Source organism: Streptomyces longhuiensis (assembly GCF_020616555.1).
Lineage (GTDB): Bacteria > Actinomycetota > Actinomycetes > Streptomycetales > Streptomycetaceae > Streptomyces > Streptomyces longhuiensis.
Map to the genome: position 1 here is coordinate 7,661,053 of NZ_CP085173.1, position 14,745 is coordinate 7,675,797.

A 14,745-nucleotide genomic window follows, 5' to 3' on the forward strand; every position below is an offset into this window, starting at 1 on the left:
CGCAGGTCAGACGTCCAGACCGCCGCGGGAGACCAGCTGGCGCACGATGACGTTGCGCTGGATCTCGTTGGTGCCCTCGCCGACGATCATCAGGGGCGCGTCGCGGAAGTAGCGCTCGACGTCGAACTCGGTCGAGTAGCCGTAGCCGCCGTGGATACGGACCGCGTTCAGGGTGATCTCCATGGCCGTCTCCGACGCGAAGAGCTTGGCCATGCCCGCCTCCATGTCGACGCGGCGGCCCGCGTCCGCCTCGCGGGCGGCGTACAGCGTGAGCTGGCGCGCCGCGGTGAGCGAAGTGGCCATGTCGGCGAGGTAGTTGCCGATCGACTGGTGCTTGTAGATGGGCTCGCCGAACGTCTCGCGCTCCTGCGCGTAGCGCAGGGCGTCCTCGAACGCGGCCCTGCCGACGCCGAGCGCGCGCGAGGCGACCTGGAGGCGGCCCGTCTCCAGGCCCTTCATCATCTGACCGAAGCCCTTGCCCTCGACGCCGCCGAGCAGCGCGTCGGCCGGGACGCGGTAGTCGTCGAAGGTCAGCTCACAGCTCTCGACGCCCTTGTAGCCGAGCTTCGGCAGGTCGCGCGAGACGGTGAGCCCCGGGCCGTGCTCGGCGAGCAGGATGGAGATGCCGCGGTGCTTCGGTTCGGCCGCCGGGTCCGTCTTGCACAGCAGCGCGATCAGCTGCGAGCGCCGGGAGTTGGTGATCCAGGTCTTGCCGCCGTTGACGACGTACGAGTCCCCGTCGCGCCGCGCGACCGTGCGCATCGCCTGGAGGTCGGAGCCGCCGCCCGGCTCGGTGAGGGCCATCGTCGAGCGGATCTCGCCGGTCGCCATCTTCGGCAGGTAGCGGTTCTTCTGCTCCTCGGTGCCGAAGTGCAGCAGCAGCTTGGAGACGACGGTGTGGCCGCCCATGGCGCCGGCGAGGCTCATCCAGCCGCGCGCCAGCTCCTCCGTGATCAGCACGTAGCAGGGCGTGGAGACGGGCGTGCCGCCGTACTCCTCGGGGATCGCGAGGCCGAAGATGCCGAGGTCCTTCATCTGCTCGATGAGCGCCTCGGGATAGGTGTTGGCGTGCTCCAACTCCCGTACGACCGGCTTCACTTCGCGATCCACGAAGTTCCGCACGGTCTCGACGATCAGCTGCTCGTCGGAGGAGAGGGTGTCGAGGGTGCTCACTTCGCGGACGCTCCTTGTTCGTGGTCGTGCGTGGTGTCGATGACGCCCTGCGTCCGCAGCCGCTCGATGTCGGCGGCGCTGCGGCCCAGGGCGGTGAGGATCTGTTCGGTGTGCTCTCCCGCGGCGGGCACGGGGTCCATCCGGGGGGTGACGCCGGAGAGGTCCGCCGGGGGAAGCAGTGCCTGTACGGGCCCCTGCGCCCCCGGCACCGCGATGTCGCGCCAGCGGTCGCGCTCGGCGAGGGCCGGGTGGGCGAGGAACTCGGCGATGGAGTTCACACCCGCGTTGGCGATGCCGGCCTTGTCGAGGAGCGCCATGGCGTCCTCGCTGCCGAGCTCGGCGAACCGGGCGGAGACGGCCGCGTTGACCTCGTCGCGGTGGGCGACGCGGTCGGCGCCGGTGGCCATGCGGGGGTCGTCGGTGAGTTCGGGACGGCCGAGGACCGTGGAGCACAGGGCCTGCCACTCCCGCTCGTTCTGGATGGAGAGCAGCACCTCCTTCCCGTCGGAGGCGGTGAAGGGGCCGTAGGGCGCGATCGTGGCGTGCTGGGCGCCGATGCGCGGCGGCTGCGTGCCGCCGTATCGCGTGTAGTAGGCGGGCTGGCTCATCCACTCGGCGAGCGCCTCGAACAGGGAGACCTCGACGGCGGGCGCCCGCCCGGTGGTGGCCCGCGTGTAGAGGGCGGAGAGGACGCCGCTGTACGCGTACATGCCGGCCGAGATGTCGGCGACGGAGATGCCCACGCGGGCGGGCTCGTCGGGCGAGCCCGTGATGGAGAGCAGTCCGGTCTGGCACTGCACGAGCAGGTCGTACGCCTTGCGCTGCGACCAGGAGCCGCTGGTGCCGTACCCGCTGATGGTGCAGGGGATCAGGCGGGGGTGGCGGGCCTGGAGCGCGGCGGGGCCGAGGTCCATGCGGTCGGCTGCGCCCGGGGCGAGGTTCTGGACGAACACGTCGGCGTCCGCGAGGAGTTCCTCCAGGATGTCCCGGCCCTCCTGGGACTTGAGGTCCAGGGTGAGGGACTCCTTGGAGCGGTTGAGCCACACGAAATAGCTGGCCTGCCCGTGCACCGTGGTGTCGTAGCGGCGGGCGAAGTCACCGCCGCCGGGACGCTCGACCTTGATGACGCGGGCGCCGAGGTCGGCGAGCTGGCGGGTGGCGAAGGGCGCGGCGACGGCCTGTTCCAGGCTGACGACCGTGATGCCTTCGAGGGGGAGCGGCTCGGTCATGCGGGGTCCTTCCCGGGAAGTTCGGTGAGGAGCAGCGCGCGGGCCGACTCCCAGGTCGTGTCCTTGAGCAGGGCGGGTACGTCGCTGCCGCACGCGACGAATTTCTCCACCAACTCTCCGTCCGTGGGCGGGCGTTGAGGTGAGCCCGGCGGGTGGCAGAGGGTGGAGCGCAGGACCCGGCCGTCGGTGAGCGTCACTGCGAGGCCGACCTCGCCGTCGAGGAGCCCGGCACCGCCCTCGGTGCGCTCCGTCTCGACGGTGGCCATCAGGCGCCGTGCCTCGGGCCGGCGCACCGATTCGTCCGTGAAGGCCCCGAAGCCGGGGAACCCGTCGAGCAGGGCCGTCGCCACCGCGTACGGGAGGCTGAACTTGCCTTCGAGCCCGGTGTCCGGGTCGTCGTGGATGAGGGGGTGGACGGTGGCCCCCGGGGTGGTGACGCGGACGGCCGTGACGTCGTCGGGGCCGCACTCGGCGCGCAGATCGCGCAGCGCCGCGATCGGGCGCTGCATCGCGTAGCAGCAGGGGAACATCTTGATGGCGAGGCCACCGGGTACGGCGGGACCGCCGCTGTGGGGCGCACCGTCCGCGGCGCCGTCCGCTCCTTGCGCGCCCACCAGCTTCAGCCACGCGTCGACCGCCCGCGGATCGGCCGTGGCACCGGCCCGGGCCAGGCGCGCCGCCCGCACCCCCGCCTCCGCCGCGAAACCGACCTGGAGCGACTTGCTGTGGGTGCCGAACGCGGCCTGGACTCCGCTCGCGCCGGGCACCGCGAGCGCCATGGCCGTCGCCAGCCGCTCGGGCGTGAGGCCCCAGGCGACGCCCGCCGCGACGGCCGCCGCGGGGGCGCCCGCCGTGCAGGTGGCGTGCCAGCCGGCCGCGTAGTGCGACCAGCCGAGCAGCGTGCCGAGCCGGGCCATCACGCCCGCTCCGGCGAGATAGGCGCGCGCGTCGCCGCCCGCCGCGAGGACCGCGGGGACGATCACGACGCTGATGTGTGTCGTGGACTCGATGTGCAGGTCGTCGAAGTCGAGGACGTGACCGACCGCGGCCCAGCGCGCCGCGTCCGGCAGCTCGGCTGCCAGCGCGCTCACCGGGTGGTCGCGCGCGGCGAGCGTGACCGCGACCGTGTCCAGGAGGGAGCGGCGGGCGAGCGCCAGGTCCTCGGCGTCGGGTTCGTATCCGTACGCCCACTCGGCGAGCGATTCCGCGATGGCCGGCATGGCTTCCCTTCATACATGTCCTGCACTGCGTGGTTACTTTGTACGGCCAAATGGCGGGACCGTCAATGGTGCCACCGGCAGGGCAACTTAAAGCCTTCACATGCGACTTCTCTTCAGGGGGGTTGACGGGACGCCCGTCGGGGCGGACGCTGGGCCGCGTTTTGTACGGCACAATCCGCCATTGAGGCGGCCACATCGTTCGGTCTGTCCAGCCACCCGTCCAGGTACCCGGCAATCCACCTGGCCGCCGGCTGTCCGGCCGACTGTCCCCGGAGGTCTCGCATGGGCGATGCGCATCCCCTGCTCGCCGCGCTCAGCGGCGCCCGGCACGGTGCCCTGCACCGGCGGGTGCTGCTCACCGTCAGCGCCATGTTCTTCTTCGACCTCGCCGACCTGAACACGTTCGCGTTCGCCGCGCCCGCCATCCGCCGGGCGCATCTCTTCACCGTCGACGACATCGCGTTCGTCACGGCCCTGGCCTTCGCCGGTATGGCGGCCGGCGCGATCCTCGGCGGCCGGTTCGCCGACCACGTGGGCCGGCGCCGGGTCATGGCGGGGTCCGTGGTGCTCTTCTCCGCGGCCTCCGTGGTCAACGCGCTGGTCAGCGGGGTGGGCGCGATGGCCGCGGCCCGCTTCGCGACCGGGTTCGGCCTCGGCGCCATGACCTCCGTCGCGATCACCTACCTCTCCGAGGTCACCCCGGCCGCACGCCGCGGCCGCGCCCAGGCGACGGCGCTCGGCACCGGGCTGATCGGCATCCCCGTCGTGGCGTTCACGGCCCGCGGCCTGACCGCCGACGACCCCGGCGGCTGGCGCGCCCTCTTCGTCATCGGCGCGCTCGGCGTCCTGCTCGTACCGCTCCTGATGCGCCTGCCCGAGTCGCCGCGCTGGCTCCTCGCGCGCGGCCGCAACGCCGAAGCCGTGCAGGTCACACGCGCCTTCGTGCCCGACTGGGAGCCGTCCGCCGACGCGCTGGCCGCGCCGCCCGCGGCAGCGGACCGGCCCCGGTTCACCGAACTCTTCGCCGCGGGCCAGCGGCGCAACACCGTCGCCCTGATGGTCCTGTGGCTCTTCGGGCTCGTCGGTTTCTACGGGTTCCAGTCCTGGGTGCCGACGCTGCTCGCCGACCACGGCCAGGACTTCGCGAAGAGCATGACCATGTCCGCGGTCACCACCGTCGGGGCGGTGCCCGGCGCGTTCCTCGCCTGGCCGTTCATCGACCGCTACCCGCGCAAGCACCTCGCGGTGGTGCTCGGTCTCGTGGTCGCGGTCCTCGGCATCGGATACGGGCTCAGCTCGTCCACCGTGGCCGTCGTCGTGTTCGGCACGCTCGTCGCCGCGCTCAGCCAGACCTTCATCGCGGTGCTCTACTCGTACACCCCCGAGGTCTTCCCCACCCGCCTGCGTACGGCGGGCGCCGGGCTCGGCAACGGCGTCGGGCGGATCGGCAACGTCATCGCGCCGCTGGTCGTCGCGGCGATCTACACGGCGCCGGGGCTCGGCTACGTCGCCGTGTTCGTGTTCATCGCGGGATGCTGGCTGGTCGCCACGGCCACCGTGTTCTTCTTCGGCGTCGACACCCGCGGCCGTTCCCTGGAGACCCTGCACGACGCGGCGGCGGCCCCGGTGGCTTCCGCGGCACCCGTTTCGCAACGCATCGGAGAATGAGAGCCATGCCCCAACCAGACGCAGCCCAGGGCGAGTTCGCGCTCGCGCGGTATCTGGACGCCTGGGCCCCGGCGCCCGTGACCCTGGACGATCCCGTCGCCGCCGGGCCCGTCGCCGCGCTGAGCCAGGTGCTCGACCAGGAGGCGGCCGTGGCCGGCGAGGGAGAGCCGTTGCCGCCGCTGTGGCACTGGCTGCACTTCCTCGAATGGCCCGCACAGCGAGAGCTGGGGACCGACGGGCACCCCGCGCACGGCCACTTCCTGCCGCCCCTCCCGGACCGCAGGCGCATGTTCGCCGGCGGCCGCGCGGAGTTCACCGCGGCGCTGCGGGTCGGCGTGCCCGCCCGGCGCACGAGTTCCCTCGCCAAGGTCGAGATCAAGCGCGGCCGCACCGGCGAGATGGCCTTCGTGACGGTCCGTCATGAGATCACGCAGGAGGGGGAGACGCGGGTCACCGAGGAGCAGGACCTCGTCTACCGCGTGGGCGAGGACGAGGGGCGGAGCGGGGGCTTCGGCCTCGACCTCGGTGAGGCCGAACCGTCCGACGCGGACTGGCGGTTGGCCCTGCGCCCCTCGCCGACGCTGCTGTTCCGCTACAGCGCGCTCACCGCGAACGCCCACCGCATTCACTACGACGCACCGTACGTGCGCGACGTCGAGGGCTACCCGGGTCTCGTCGTCCACGGGCCGCTCCTCGTCCAGCTGATGCTGGAACTCGCCCGCCGCGAGGCTCCGGAGCGGGAGATCCACACGCTCTCCTACCGGCTCCGAAAGCCCGTGTTCGCGGGCGAGCAGGTGTGCGCGCTCGGCGACGTGGCGGACGACGGAAGGTCGGCCGCGCTGCGGATCGCCACGCGCCGGGACGAGCGGCATGCGACGGCGGAGGTGACTTTCAAGTGAGCGCCGAGCGCACCACTGTCGACCCTGCGAGTGCCGACCTCGCGCGTCCCGAACTCGCCGACCCCGCGCGCCTCGGCCGGGACCGCACCCGCCTCGCCGCCGCCCGCACCCTGCTCTTCGTCCCGGGGCACCGCCCTGACCGGTTCGAGAAGGCGGCCGCGGCCGGGGCCGATGCCGTGATCATCGATCTGGAGGACGCCGTCGCGCCCGACGACAAGGACGCGGCCCGCCGGCACGCCGCCGACCGGCTCGCGCGGGGCAGGGACGTGGTGGTGCGGATCAACGCGCCCGGCACGCCCTGGTGGGACGCCGACCTGGACCTCGTCACCGCGTTCGGCTGTCCGGTGATGCTGCCCAAGGCCGAGGACCCCGACGTGATCGCACGGATCGCGGAGGTCTGCGCCGTGATCCCGCTCGTCGAGACGGCGGCGGGGATCGAGCGCGCCCTCGACGTGTGCTGCGCGCCCGGCGTCGTCCGCGCGGCCTTCGGCAGCGTCGACCTCGCCACCGAGCTGGGCGTGCGTCACGACGACACCCTGGCGCTGGCGTATGCGCGGTCCCGGCTGGTCATGGCGTGCGCCGCCGCCGGTGTCGCGCCCCCGCTGGACGGCGTGACCACCGCGCTCGACGACGCCGACGCCCTCGCGCAGGACATCCGGCACGCCCGACGGCTCGGCTTCGGAGGCAAACTGTGCATCCATCCGAGGCAACTCCAGGCGGTCGCCGAGGGGTTCGCGCCCTCGGACGAGGAGCTGGCCTGGGCCAGGAAGGTGCTCGACGTGGGCGAAGCGGTGTCGGCCGTCGACGGGGTGATGGTCGACAAGCCGGTGCAGGAGCGGGCGCGGCGGCTGCTCGGGGTGGAGCTCACCACCGGCCCTGCGGGCGCGTCCGCGTCCGCGTAGAACGGAGGAACGGGACGCGCGCGGCGATGTCACGTCGCCGGCAAGTCCCGGAGCCCGTCGGCGAACCCGTCGACCAGGTCGACGAGCGCCGCCACCGCCGGATCGGTGTCGTCCGCCCGCGACGCGAGGCCCAGCGGGAGCGCCGGGGCGTCGAGCACCGGGACCAGCGTCACCCCCGGCACCGCCAGATGCCCGGCGGAGTCCGGAGTGAGCCCGCTCCCGACGCTCGCCGCCACCAGGGAGAGCAGGGTGTGCGTGTCGGGCGCGTCCTGGACGATGCGCGGGGTAGCGCCCTGCGCCAGGAACGCCGACAGCACGAGGTCCCGCACGATCGACCCCCGGCCGGCCGGATAGCTGACGAAGGGCACGCCCCGCCGATCGGCGAGGGTCAGCGACTCCCGTGCGGCGAGCGGGTGTTCGGAGGGCACGGCCGCGACCAGCGGATGCCGCAGCAGCTCCCGCACCCGCAGCCCGGCGTCCGGCAGCGGGAGCCGTACCACCCTCGGCGATTGTTCTCGGGAAACTCTTGTGTCCGTCGTGGCCTTCGCCGTCCTGATGGTGCTGCTCTCGCTCTTCGGTGCCCGCGCCCTGCTCGCACGCCGCGGGAGCCGAGGAGTGGGACGCCGTGACGGTGGACGATACGCAACAGCCGGCCGGATCTGACGGTCTGCGCTCTGACGATCTGCGCTCTGACGGTCAAGATTTTGATGGTCAGTCAAATATCGATCCCGACAACCCCCGACACCCCCCGACACACCCCCCGACACAAGGGAGACAGCCATGGACTCCGATGTCTTCGAGGACATCCTGCGCACCGTGAAGGGCTTCGTCCGCGGTGAAGTCGTGCCGCTGGAGGAGGAGATCGAGCAGAGCGACGCCATACCCGAGCGGCTGCGGCGCGGCGCCGCCGACATGGGCCTGTTCGGCTGGGCGCTGCCCGAGGAGTACGGCGGGCTCGGCCTCGACATGCGCCAGGACGTGCGCCTCGCCATCGAACTCGGCTGGACCACACCGGCGTTCCGGTCCATGCTCGGCACCAACAACGGCATCGCGGGCAAGGCCCTGGTCAACTTCGGCACGCCCGAGCAGCAGAAGCGCTGGCTGCCCGCGCTCGCCGCCGGCTCCGCCGTCGCCTCGTTCGCCCTCACCGAGGACGGCGCGGGCTCCGACCCCAGCGGTGTACGCACCCGCGCCGTCCGCGAGGGCGACGGCTGGGTCCTGTCCGGCGCCAAGCGGTTCATCACCAACGCCGACCACGCCGACCTGTTCGTCGTCTTCGCGCGGACCGACCCCGACGCCGAGGCCCACCGAGGGATCTCCGCCTTCCTCGTGGAGAGCACGGCACCGGGCGTACGGGTCGGACCGCCGGACCGCAAGATGGGCCAGCGCGGCGCCCACACCGCACCGGTCTACTTCGACGACGCGCGGGTCCCCGCCGACGCCGTGCTCGGCGGCGAGCCCGGCACCGGATTCCGCGCCGCGATGGCCTCCCTCACTCGCGGCCGCCTGCACATCGCGGCCCTGTGCGTCGGCCTCGCGGCCCGCGCGCTCGACGAAGCCGTGCGCTACGCCGCCACCGCCGAGCAGGGCGGCGAGTCCATCGGCCGCTTCCAGCTCGTCCAGGAACTCCTCGCCGAGTCGCACGCCGAACTCCTCGCGGGCCGCTCTCTGGTGCTCGCCGCCGCCGAGGCGTTCGACGCGGGCACCGACACCCGCATGGGACCCTCCAGCGCCAAGCTGTTCTGCAGCGAGATGGTGTGCAGGGTCGTCGACCGCGCCGTCCAGGTGCACGGCGGCAGCGGCTACATGAGCGACTCGACCGTCGAGCGCCTCTACCGTGACGCGCGCCTCTTCCGGATCTACGAGGGCACCAGCGAGATCCAGAAACTCATCATCGGCAAGGGGCTGCTGCGGGAGGCCGGGGCATGAGCGCGCGACCGTCCCGCACGGACCTCGTCGACACCCTGCTCCACCCCCGCTCGATCGCCGTCCTCGGCGCCTCCGACAACCCCCGAAAGCTGTCGGGGCGCCCCATCGACTACCTCAAGCGCTTCGGATACGCGGGACGCATCCTGCCCGTGAACTCCCGCCGCGCCACGGTCCAGGGCCTGCCCGCCCACCCGACCCTCGACGCGATCGACGGCGACATCGACCTCGCGATGGTCATGCTCGACGCCGCCCACGCGGCCGACGGCATCCGGGCGTGCGGCCGCCGCGGCATCAAGGTGGCGATCGTCGCCGCCGCCGGATACGCCGAGACCGGCGAACAAGGCGCCTTGCTGCAAGGGGAGTTGAAGGCCGCAGCGGAGGAGAGCGGCGTCCGCGTGCTCGGGCCCAACTGCCTCGGCCTCATCAGCGTCCACGACCGGGCCGTGCCCACCTTCACGTCGGCGCTCGACGAGAACATCGAACTGCGCCCGGGCCCCGTCGCGTTCGTCAGCCAGAGCGGCGCCTTCGGCTCGTTCATCTTCAGTGAGGCCCGCCAGTACGGCATCGGCCTCGCCCACTACGTCAACACCGGCAACGAGGTCGACATCTCGGTGTCCGAACTCCTCGGCGCGTTCGCCGCGACCGACGAGTCGAAGGTCCTGCTCGCCTACCTCGAAGGCGTCAGCGACGGCCCAGGACTCCTCGACGCGGCCCGCGCCGCGCACGCGGCCGACAAACCCGTCATCGCCGTGAAGGTGGGCCGCTCCGCCGCCGGTGCCCGCGCCGCCCGGTCGCACACCGCGTCACTGGCCGGCGAGGACCGCGTCTTCGACGGCGCGGCACGGCAGTTCGGCCTCACGCGCGTGAGCGGCGTCGAACCCATGCTGGACGCCGCCCAGATCTTCGCCACCGGCCGCCGCACCAGGGGCCGCCGCCTCACCACCCTCTCCCTGTCGGGCGGCGCCGGAGTCCTCATGGCCGACGAGGCCGTCACCCACGGCATCGCCGTCGACACCTGGGACGAGGAGTGGCAGCGGCGCATGGCCGACGTCATCCCCCCGTTCGGCTCGCCCCGCAACCCCGTCGACCTGACCGCCGCACTGGTCAGCGAACCCGACATGCTGCGCCGCGCCCTCGACGTCGCCCTCGAACACCCCGGAACCGACATGATCGGCGTGCTGCTCGGCAACGCCGACGGCGACATCGACGAGCTGACCGACGCCATCGCGAAGGCGCACGGCTCCACCGACCAGCCGCTCGTCGTCGTCTGGACCGGCGGCAACGGCAGGGCGCGGCAACGGCTCCGCGAGCTGGGCGTGCCCTGCTACAGCGACCCGGGCCGGGCCGCCGCGGCCCTCGGGCACCTCGCCGACTTCAGCCTCCGCCCGCCCCTTCCGACGGGCGCACGCCCCACGGGCACCGACCCGCGGGCCGCCCGCGCGATCATCGACGAGGCCCGCGCGCAGGGCCGTACCCGGCTCGACGAGCACGAGTCCGCCCGGCTCATCGCCGCCTACGGACTCCACTCCGCGCAGGCTCGCACCGCGCGCGACCCCGAGGAAGCCGTACGCGCGGCGGCGGACCTCGAAGGGCCCCTGGCCGTCAAACTGCTGTCGGCCGACGTCGCCCACAAGAGCGACATGGGGGGCGTGCGGCTCGGCCTGACCACGCCGGACGGCGTGCGCGACGCCGCGCGGGACGTCCTCGCCGCCGCGGCCCGCGAGGGCGTCGGCGACGCGCGGCTCCTCGTGCAGCGCATGGCGGGCGGCGACCGCACCGAGCTGATCCTCGGCATCCAGCGCGACGCCGCGTTCGGGCCCGTCGTGGTCGCCGGGTTCGGCGGCGTCCTCGTCGACGTACTCGACGACAGCCAGGTCGCCGTGGCCCCCGTCGACCACGCGGGGGCGGTGCGCATGCTGCGCTCGCTGCGCGCGGCGCGGGTCCTCGACGGGGTGCGCGGCGCGCCCCCGCGCGACGTCGACGCCGTGGCGGACGCGCTCGTCCGCCTGTCCTGGCTCGCCACCGACCTCGCCGACGACCTCCTCGAACTCGACGTGAACCCGCTGCTGTGCGGCCCGGCCGGCGACGGCGCCGTCGCCGTGGACTGCCTCGCCCTGCTGAGCGCCCCTTCGGAACAGGACGCACGATGAACCCACTCGCCCCCCGTGAAGACACCGTGACACCGGAACACCGGTCTCCGGCCCTCGCCCACCGCGCCGGCCTCAGCCGCGGCGAACTGCGCTACCAGCGCTGCGCGCACTGCGCGGCAGCCGTCTTCCCGCCCCGCACCCTCTGCCCCGACTGCGGCACGCAGAAGCTGAGCTGGGAACGCAGCACCGGTCACGGCACCGTGTACGCGACCACCGTCGTGCGCGGCCGCGACGGCGCGCACAACGTCGTGCTCGTCGACCTCGACGACGGCTTCCGCATGATGTCGCGGGTCGAGGGGCCCGCTCCGGAGGACGTCGCGATCGGCGACCGTGTCCGGTTCCGTACGACAGCGGACGGCGAGACCGCCGTCTTCGAGCCGAAGGAGGACGCCCGATGACACAGTCGCTGCGTGGCAGCGCCGCCGTCGTCGGCGTGGCCGAGTCCGACCTCGGTGAGGTCGCCCCCGGTCTGACCCACCTCGACCTCGTCGGCCAGGCCACCGCCCGCGCCCTCGAGGACGCGGGCATCGCCAAGTCGGAGGTCGACGGCCTGTTCACCGCCTCGTCGTACCTGCCGATGGCCGCCATGGACACCGCCGAGTACCTCGGCATCCGCCCCCGCCACCTCGACGGCACCAACATCGGCGGCAGCTCCTTCGTCTCCCACCTCCTGCACGCGTCCGCCGCGATCGAACAGGGCCTGTGCGCGACCGCGCTGATCGTGTACGGCAGCACGCAGCGCTCCGACGGCGGCCGACTCGTCTCCCCGACCAGGCCGGACCCGTACGAGGAGCCGTACGGCCCCCGCTACCCGCTGAGCATGTACGCGCTCGCGACCTCGCGGCACATGTACGAGTACGGGACCACGCGCGAGCAACTGGCCGATGTGGCCGTCGCGGCGCGGGCGTGGGCGCAGCTCAACCCGGCCGCCTTCGAACGCAAGCCGCTCACCCGCGAGGACGTCCTCGGCTCCCGCATGATCAGCGACCCGCTGACCGTACGGGACTGCTGCCTCGTCACCGACGGCGGCGGCGCCCTCGTCGTCACCTCGGCCGAGCGGGCCCGCGACCTGGCCGCCGAGCCCGCCTATCTGCTCGGCGGGGGCGAGGCCACCTGGCACCGCAACATCTCGCGGATGCCCGACCTCACGGTGACGGCGGCGACCGAGTCCGGACGCCGCGCCTTCGAGATGGCTGGACTCACCCCGGGCGACGTGGACGTCGTCGAGCTGTACGACGCGTTCACCATCAACCCCGTCCTGTTCCTGGAGGACCTCGGGTTCTGCGCCAAGGGGGAGGGCGGTCCCTTCGTCGCCGACGGCGGCATCGCGCCCGGCGGCAGGCTCCCCGTCAACACCAACGGCGGCGGCCTGTCGTACGGCCACCCCGGCATGTACGGCATCTTCACCGTCATCGAGGCCGTACGCCAACTGCGTGGCGCCTGCGACGAACGCCAGGTCGACGGGGCCCGCGTCGCCCTCGCCCACGGCAACGGAGGCGTGCTCTCCAGCCAGGTCACCGCGCTGCTCGGCACCGCCGAAGCCCTCAACTGACGTATCCGACACACGCCATACCCGGGTGAGGGTGGGGCGATCGAGCCGTGGTCGACGCGTGACGCGGGCAAGGTCAGCGGCGTCCGAACGGCTCCCGCGCGAAGGACGCCGCCGCGCGGGGCGTGTACAGCCGCTCCACGTCCTGCGCGTACGCGGCGAGGATCGCGCTCCTGCGCAGCTTCAGCGACGGTGTGAGCAGGCCCGTGTCCGGGGTGAACTCGCCCGGCAGGATGCGGAATTCACGGATCGACTCCGCCCGCGAGACCCGGGTGTTCGCCCGCGAGACGGCACGCTGGATCTGGGCGCGCAGCTCCTCGTCGTCGGTCAGCGTGCCCGGCTCGGCGGGGGTCCTGCCCTTGAGACGCTGCCAGTGGTGCAGGGCCTGCGGGTCGAGGGTGATGAGCGCGGCCACGTACGGCCTGTTGTCGCCGACGACCACGCACTGCGAGATCAGCGGGTGGCCGCGCAGCTCCTCCTCCAGGACCAGCGGCGACATGCTTTTGCCGCCGCTGGTGATGATGACGTCCTTCTTGCGGCCGGTGATGACGAGATAGCCGTCGTCGAGATGCCCGAGGTCGCCGGTCGCGAACCAGTCGCCCTGCAGCGCCGTCCCGGTCGCCTGGGGGTTGTTGAGATAGCCGCTGAACACGACGTCGCCGCGCACCCAGATCTCGCCGTCGCGCGCGATGTGCACGGAACACCCGGGAAGCGGCCGGCCGACCGTGCCGAAGCGGACCGCGCCGACCGGCTGCGCTGTCACCGCCGCCGTGGTCTCCGTCAGGCCGTAACCGTCGTAGACCGTGATGCCGGCGCCCGCGAAGAACAGACCCGTCTGGCGGGACAGCGGCGAACCGCCCGACACCGCGTGCCGCACCCGCCCGCCGAGGACCGCGCGCAGCTTCGCGTACACCAGCCGCTCGTACACCGCGTGCCGCAGCCTGAGCCGCGGCCCCGGTCCCTGGCCGCGGCCGAGCGACTGCCGCTCCGCCGCCTCCGCGTACCGCGCCGCGACCTGCGCCGCCCTGCGGAACAGCGTGCCGTGGCCCGCCTCCTGCGCGGCCGCACGGGACCTGGCGAGGACCGTCTCGAAGATGTACGGGACCCCGAACAGGAACGTGGGCCGGAACGACGCGAGCGCGGGCAGGAGGCTCTCGGGGGAGAGGTCGGGCTGGTGCGCCACGTGCACACCGCCCCGCACCGAACCGACGACGACCATCAGGCCGTAGCAGTGGGACAGCGGCAGGAACGCGAGCAGCGACGGGGGTTCGCCGGGAACCTCCAGGAGACTGCTCCAGCCGGCCAGCAGGTTGTCGCACTCGGACGCGAGGTTCGCGTGCGTGATGACACAGCCCTTGGGGCGGCCCGTCGTGCCGGACGTGTAGCAGATGGCCGCCGGGTTCCCCGGGGCGACGGCCGCGCGCTGCCGGTGCACGTCCTCGTCGGCCACGCTCATCCCGTCGTCCTCGAGCGCCGCCACGCAGCCGCTGTCGAGCTGCCAGATCCGGGTGAGCGCCGTCTGCGAGCCGTACGCGGCGGCCACGGTCATCGCGTGGTTCTCGTTCTCCACGACGATCCCCGTGGCGCCGGTGTCCTGGAGGATCCACCGGACCTGCTCCACGGACGACGTGGGGTACACGGGGACGACCTCGGCGCCGACGGTCCACAGTGCGTACGCGAGGAGCGTCCACTCGTAGCGGGTACGGGACATGAGGGCCACGCGGTCACCGAGCCGGATCCCGTTCGCGAGGAAACCGCGTGCGGCCGCGAGCACGTCGTCGCGGAACTCGGCCGCGGTGACGGGAATCCAGGGGATGTCGCGGCGGGCGCCGCCGACCCTGCCGTGGTCGCCCGGGCGGGAGAACTGGAGGCGCCGCGGGTCGCGCTCGGCGGTCTCGAACACGGAGTCGGCGAGCCCGCCCGAACGCAGTGGCTCGACGAGGCGCTGGACGGTGAACTCGTGCACGGGTCCCCTTCCGTGGCGGCGGACCAGGACTAAACCATTGGCAGCGCAAGCTACCCCGCC

The 14,745-nt window shown here is 73.0% G+C and carries 12 protein-coding genes; 7 read left to right on the top strand and 5 right to left on the bottom strand.

Annotation, left to right across the window (positions count from 1 at the left end):
• Positions 1–6 precede the first annotated feature (6 nt).
• The 3 genes from LGI35_RS34990 to LGI35_RS35000 are packed head-to-tail and all read right to left on the bottom strand — an operon-like array spanning position 7 to position 3,622.
• Positions 7–1,173, bottom strand: coding sequence for an acyl-CoA dehydrogenase family protein (locus tag LGI35_RS34990; protein ID WP_227298280.1), 1,167 nt, complete (start codon positions 1,171–1,173; stop codon positions 7–9).
• Positions 1,170–2,402 (bottom strand): CaiB/BaiF CoA transferase family protein, encoded by a 1,233-nt coding sequence (locus tag LGI35_RS34995; protein ID WP_227298281.1) that lies wholly within the window; start codon positions 2,400–2,402, stop codon positions 1,170–1,172. The genes LGI35_RS34990 and LGI35_RS34995 overlap by 4 nt, the downstream gene beginning before the upstream one ends.
• The gene (locus tag LGI35_RS35000) at positions 2,399–3,622 is read right to left on the bottom strand and encodes an MmgE/PrpD family protein (RefSeq protein ID WP_227298282.1); all 1,224 of its coding nucleotides are present in this window, start codon (positions 3,620–3,622) and stop codon (positions 2,399–2,401) included. The genes LGI35_RS34995 and LGI35_RS35000 overlap by 4 nt, the downstream gene beginning before the upstream one ends.
• A gap of 282 nt (positions 3,623–3,904) precedes the next feature.
• Here LGI35_RS35000 and LGI35_RS35005 point away from each other — a divergent pair, with 282 nt between their 5' ends.
• The 3 genes from LGI35_RS35005 to LGI35_RS35015 are packed head-to-tail and all read left to right on the top strand — an operon-like array spanning position 3,905 to position 7,091.
• Positions 3,905–5,290, top strand: coding sequence for an MFS transporter (locus LGI35_RS35005; RefSeq protein ID WP_227298283.1), 1,386 nt, complete (start codon positions 3,905–3,907; stop codon positions 5,288–5,290).
• 5 nt (positions 5,291–5,295) lie between these two features.
• Positions 5,296–6,189 carry an HTD2 family dehydratase gene (locus LGI35_RS35010; RefSeq protein ID WP_227298284.1) on the top strand — a complete coding sequence of 298 codons (894 nt, stop codon included), beginning with the start codon at positions 5,296–5,298 and terminating at the stop codon, positions 6,187–6,189.
• Complete coding sequence (locus LGI35_RS35015; protein ID WP_227298285.1) at positions 6,186–7,091, top strand: HpcH/HpaI aldolase/citrate lyase family protein; 906 nt, start codon at positions 6,186–6,188, stop codon at positions 7,089–7,091. The genes LGI35_RS35010 and LGI35_RS35015 overlap by 4 nt, the downstream gene beginning before the upstream one ends.
• Positions 7,092–7,120: 29 nt before the next feature.
• Here the strand turns inward: LGI35_RS35015 and LGI35_RS35020 are convergent, their stop codons facing one another.
• Positions 7,121–7,591 (bottom strand): LysR family substrate-binding domain-containing protein, encoded by a 471-nt coding sequence (locus LGI35_RS35020; RefSeq protein ID WP_227298286.1) that lies wholly within the window; start codon positions 7,589–7,591, stop codon positions 7,121–7,123.
• A 280-nt stretch (positions 7,592–7,871) separates the two neighbouring features.
• Between LGI35_RS35020 and LGI35_RS35025 the strand changes: the two genes are divergently transcribed.
• Genes LGI35_RS35025 through LGI35_RS35040 form a run of 4 tightly spaced genes read left to right on the top strand, consistent with a single transcriptional unit; the run spans position 7,872 to position 12,722 of the window.
• A complete protein-coding gene (locus LGI35_RS35025) occupies positions 7,872–9,020 on the top strand; it encodes an acyl-CoA dehydrogenase family protein (protein ID WP_227298287.1) in 1,149 nt (382 codons plus the stop codon).
• Entirely contained in the window at positions 9,017–11,170 is a 2,154-nt protein-coding gene (locus LGI35_RS35030) for an acetate--CoA ligase family protein (RefSeq protein WP_227298288.1), read from the top strand. The genes LGI35_RS35025 and LGI35_RS35030 overlap by 4 nt, the downstream gene beginning before the upstream one ends.
• On the top strand, positions 11,167–11,568 hold the full coding sequence (locus LGI35_RS35035; RefSeq protein ID WP_227298289.1) for a Zn-ribbon domain-containing OB-fold protein: 402 nt from the start codon (positions 11,167–11,169) through the stop codon (positions 11,566–11,568). The genes LGI35_RS35030 and LGI35_RS35035 overlap by 4 nt, the downstream gene beginning before the upstream one ends.
• Positions 11,565–12,722 carry a thiolase gene (locus LGI35_RS35040; protein ID WP_227298290.1) on the top strand — a complete coding sequence of 386 codons (1,158 nt, stop codon included), beginning with the start codon at positions 11,565–11,567 and terminating at the stop codon, positions 12,720–12,722. The genes LGI35_RS35035 and LGI35_RS35040 overlap by 4 nt, the downstream gene beginning before the upstream one ends.
• Positions 12,723–12,795: 73 nt before the next feature.
• Here LGI35_RS35040 and LGI35_RS35045 read toward each other — a convergent pair whose 3' ends face one another.
• Positions 12,796–14,685 carry an AMP-dependent synthetase/ligase gene (locus LGI35_RS35045; RefSeq protein WP_227298291.1) on the bottom strand — a complete coding sequence of 630 codons (1,890 nt, stop codon included), beginning with the start codon at positions 14,683–14,685 and terminating at the stop codon, positions 12,796–12,798.
• Between the last annotated feature and the right edge of the window lie 60 nt (positions 14,686–14,745).

Bases quoted from the DNA above. Each gene is read 5' to 3' on its own strand.
- LGI35_RS34995 (WP_227298281.1), bottom strand. From the start codon at position 2,402: ATGACCGAGCCGCTCCCCCTCGAAGGCATCACGGTCGTCAGCCTGGAA.
- LGI35_RS35000 (WP_227298282.1), bottom strand. From the start codon at position 3,622: ATGCCGGCCATCGCGGAATCGCTCGCCGAGTGGGCGTACGGATACGAA.
- LGI35_RS35005 (WP_227298283.1), top strand. From the start codon at position 3,905: ATGGGCGATGCGCATCCCCTGCTCGCCGCGCTCAGCGGCGCCCGGCAC.
- LGI35_RS35010 (WP_227298284.1), top strand. From the start codon at position 5,296: ATGCCCCAACCAGACGCAGCCCAGGGCGAGTTCGCGCTCGCGCGGTAT.
- LGI35_RS35025 (WP_227298287.1), top strand. From the start codon at position 7,872: ATGGACTCCGATGTCTTCGAGGACATCCTGCGCACCGTGAAGGGCTTC.
- LGI35_RS35030 (WP_227298288.1), top strand. From the start codon at position 9,017: ATGAGCGCGCGACCGTCCCGCACGGACCTCGTCGACACCCTGCTCCAC.
- LGI35_RS35035 (WP_227298289.1), top strand. From the start codon at position 11,167: ATGAACCCACTCGCCCCCCGTGAAGACACCGTGACACCGGAACACCGG.
- LGI35_RS35040 (WP_227298290.1), top strand. From the start codon at position 11,565: ATGACACAGTCGCTGCGTGGCAGCGCCGCCGTCGTCGGCGTGGCCGAG.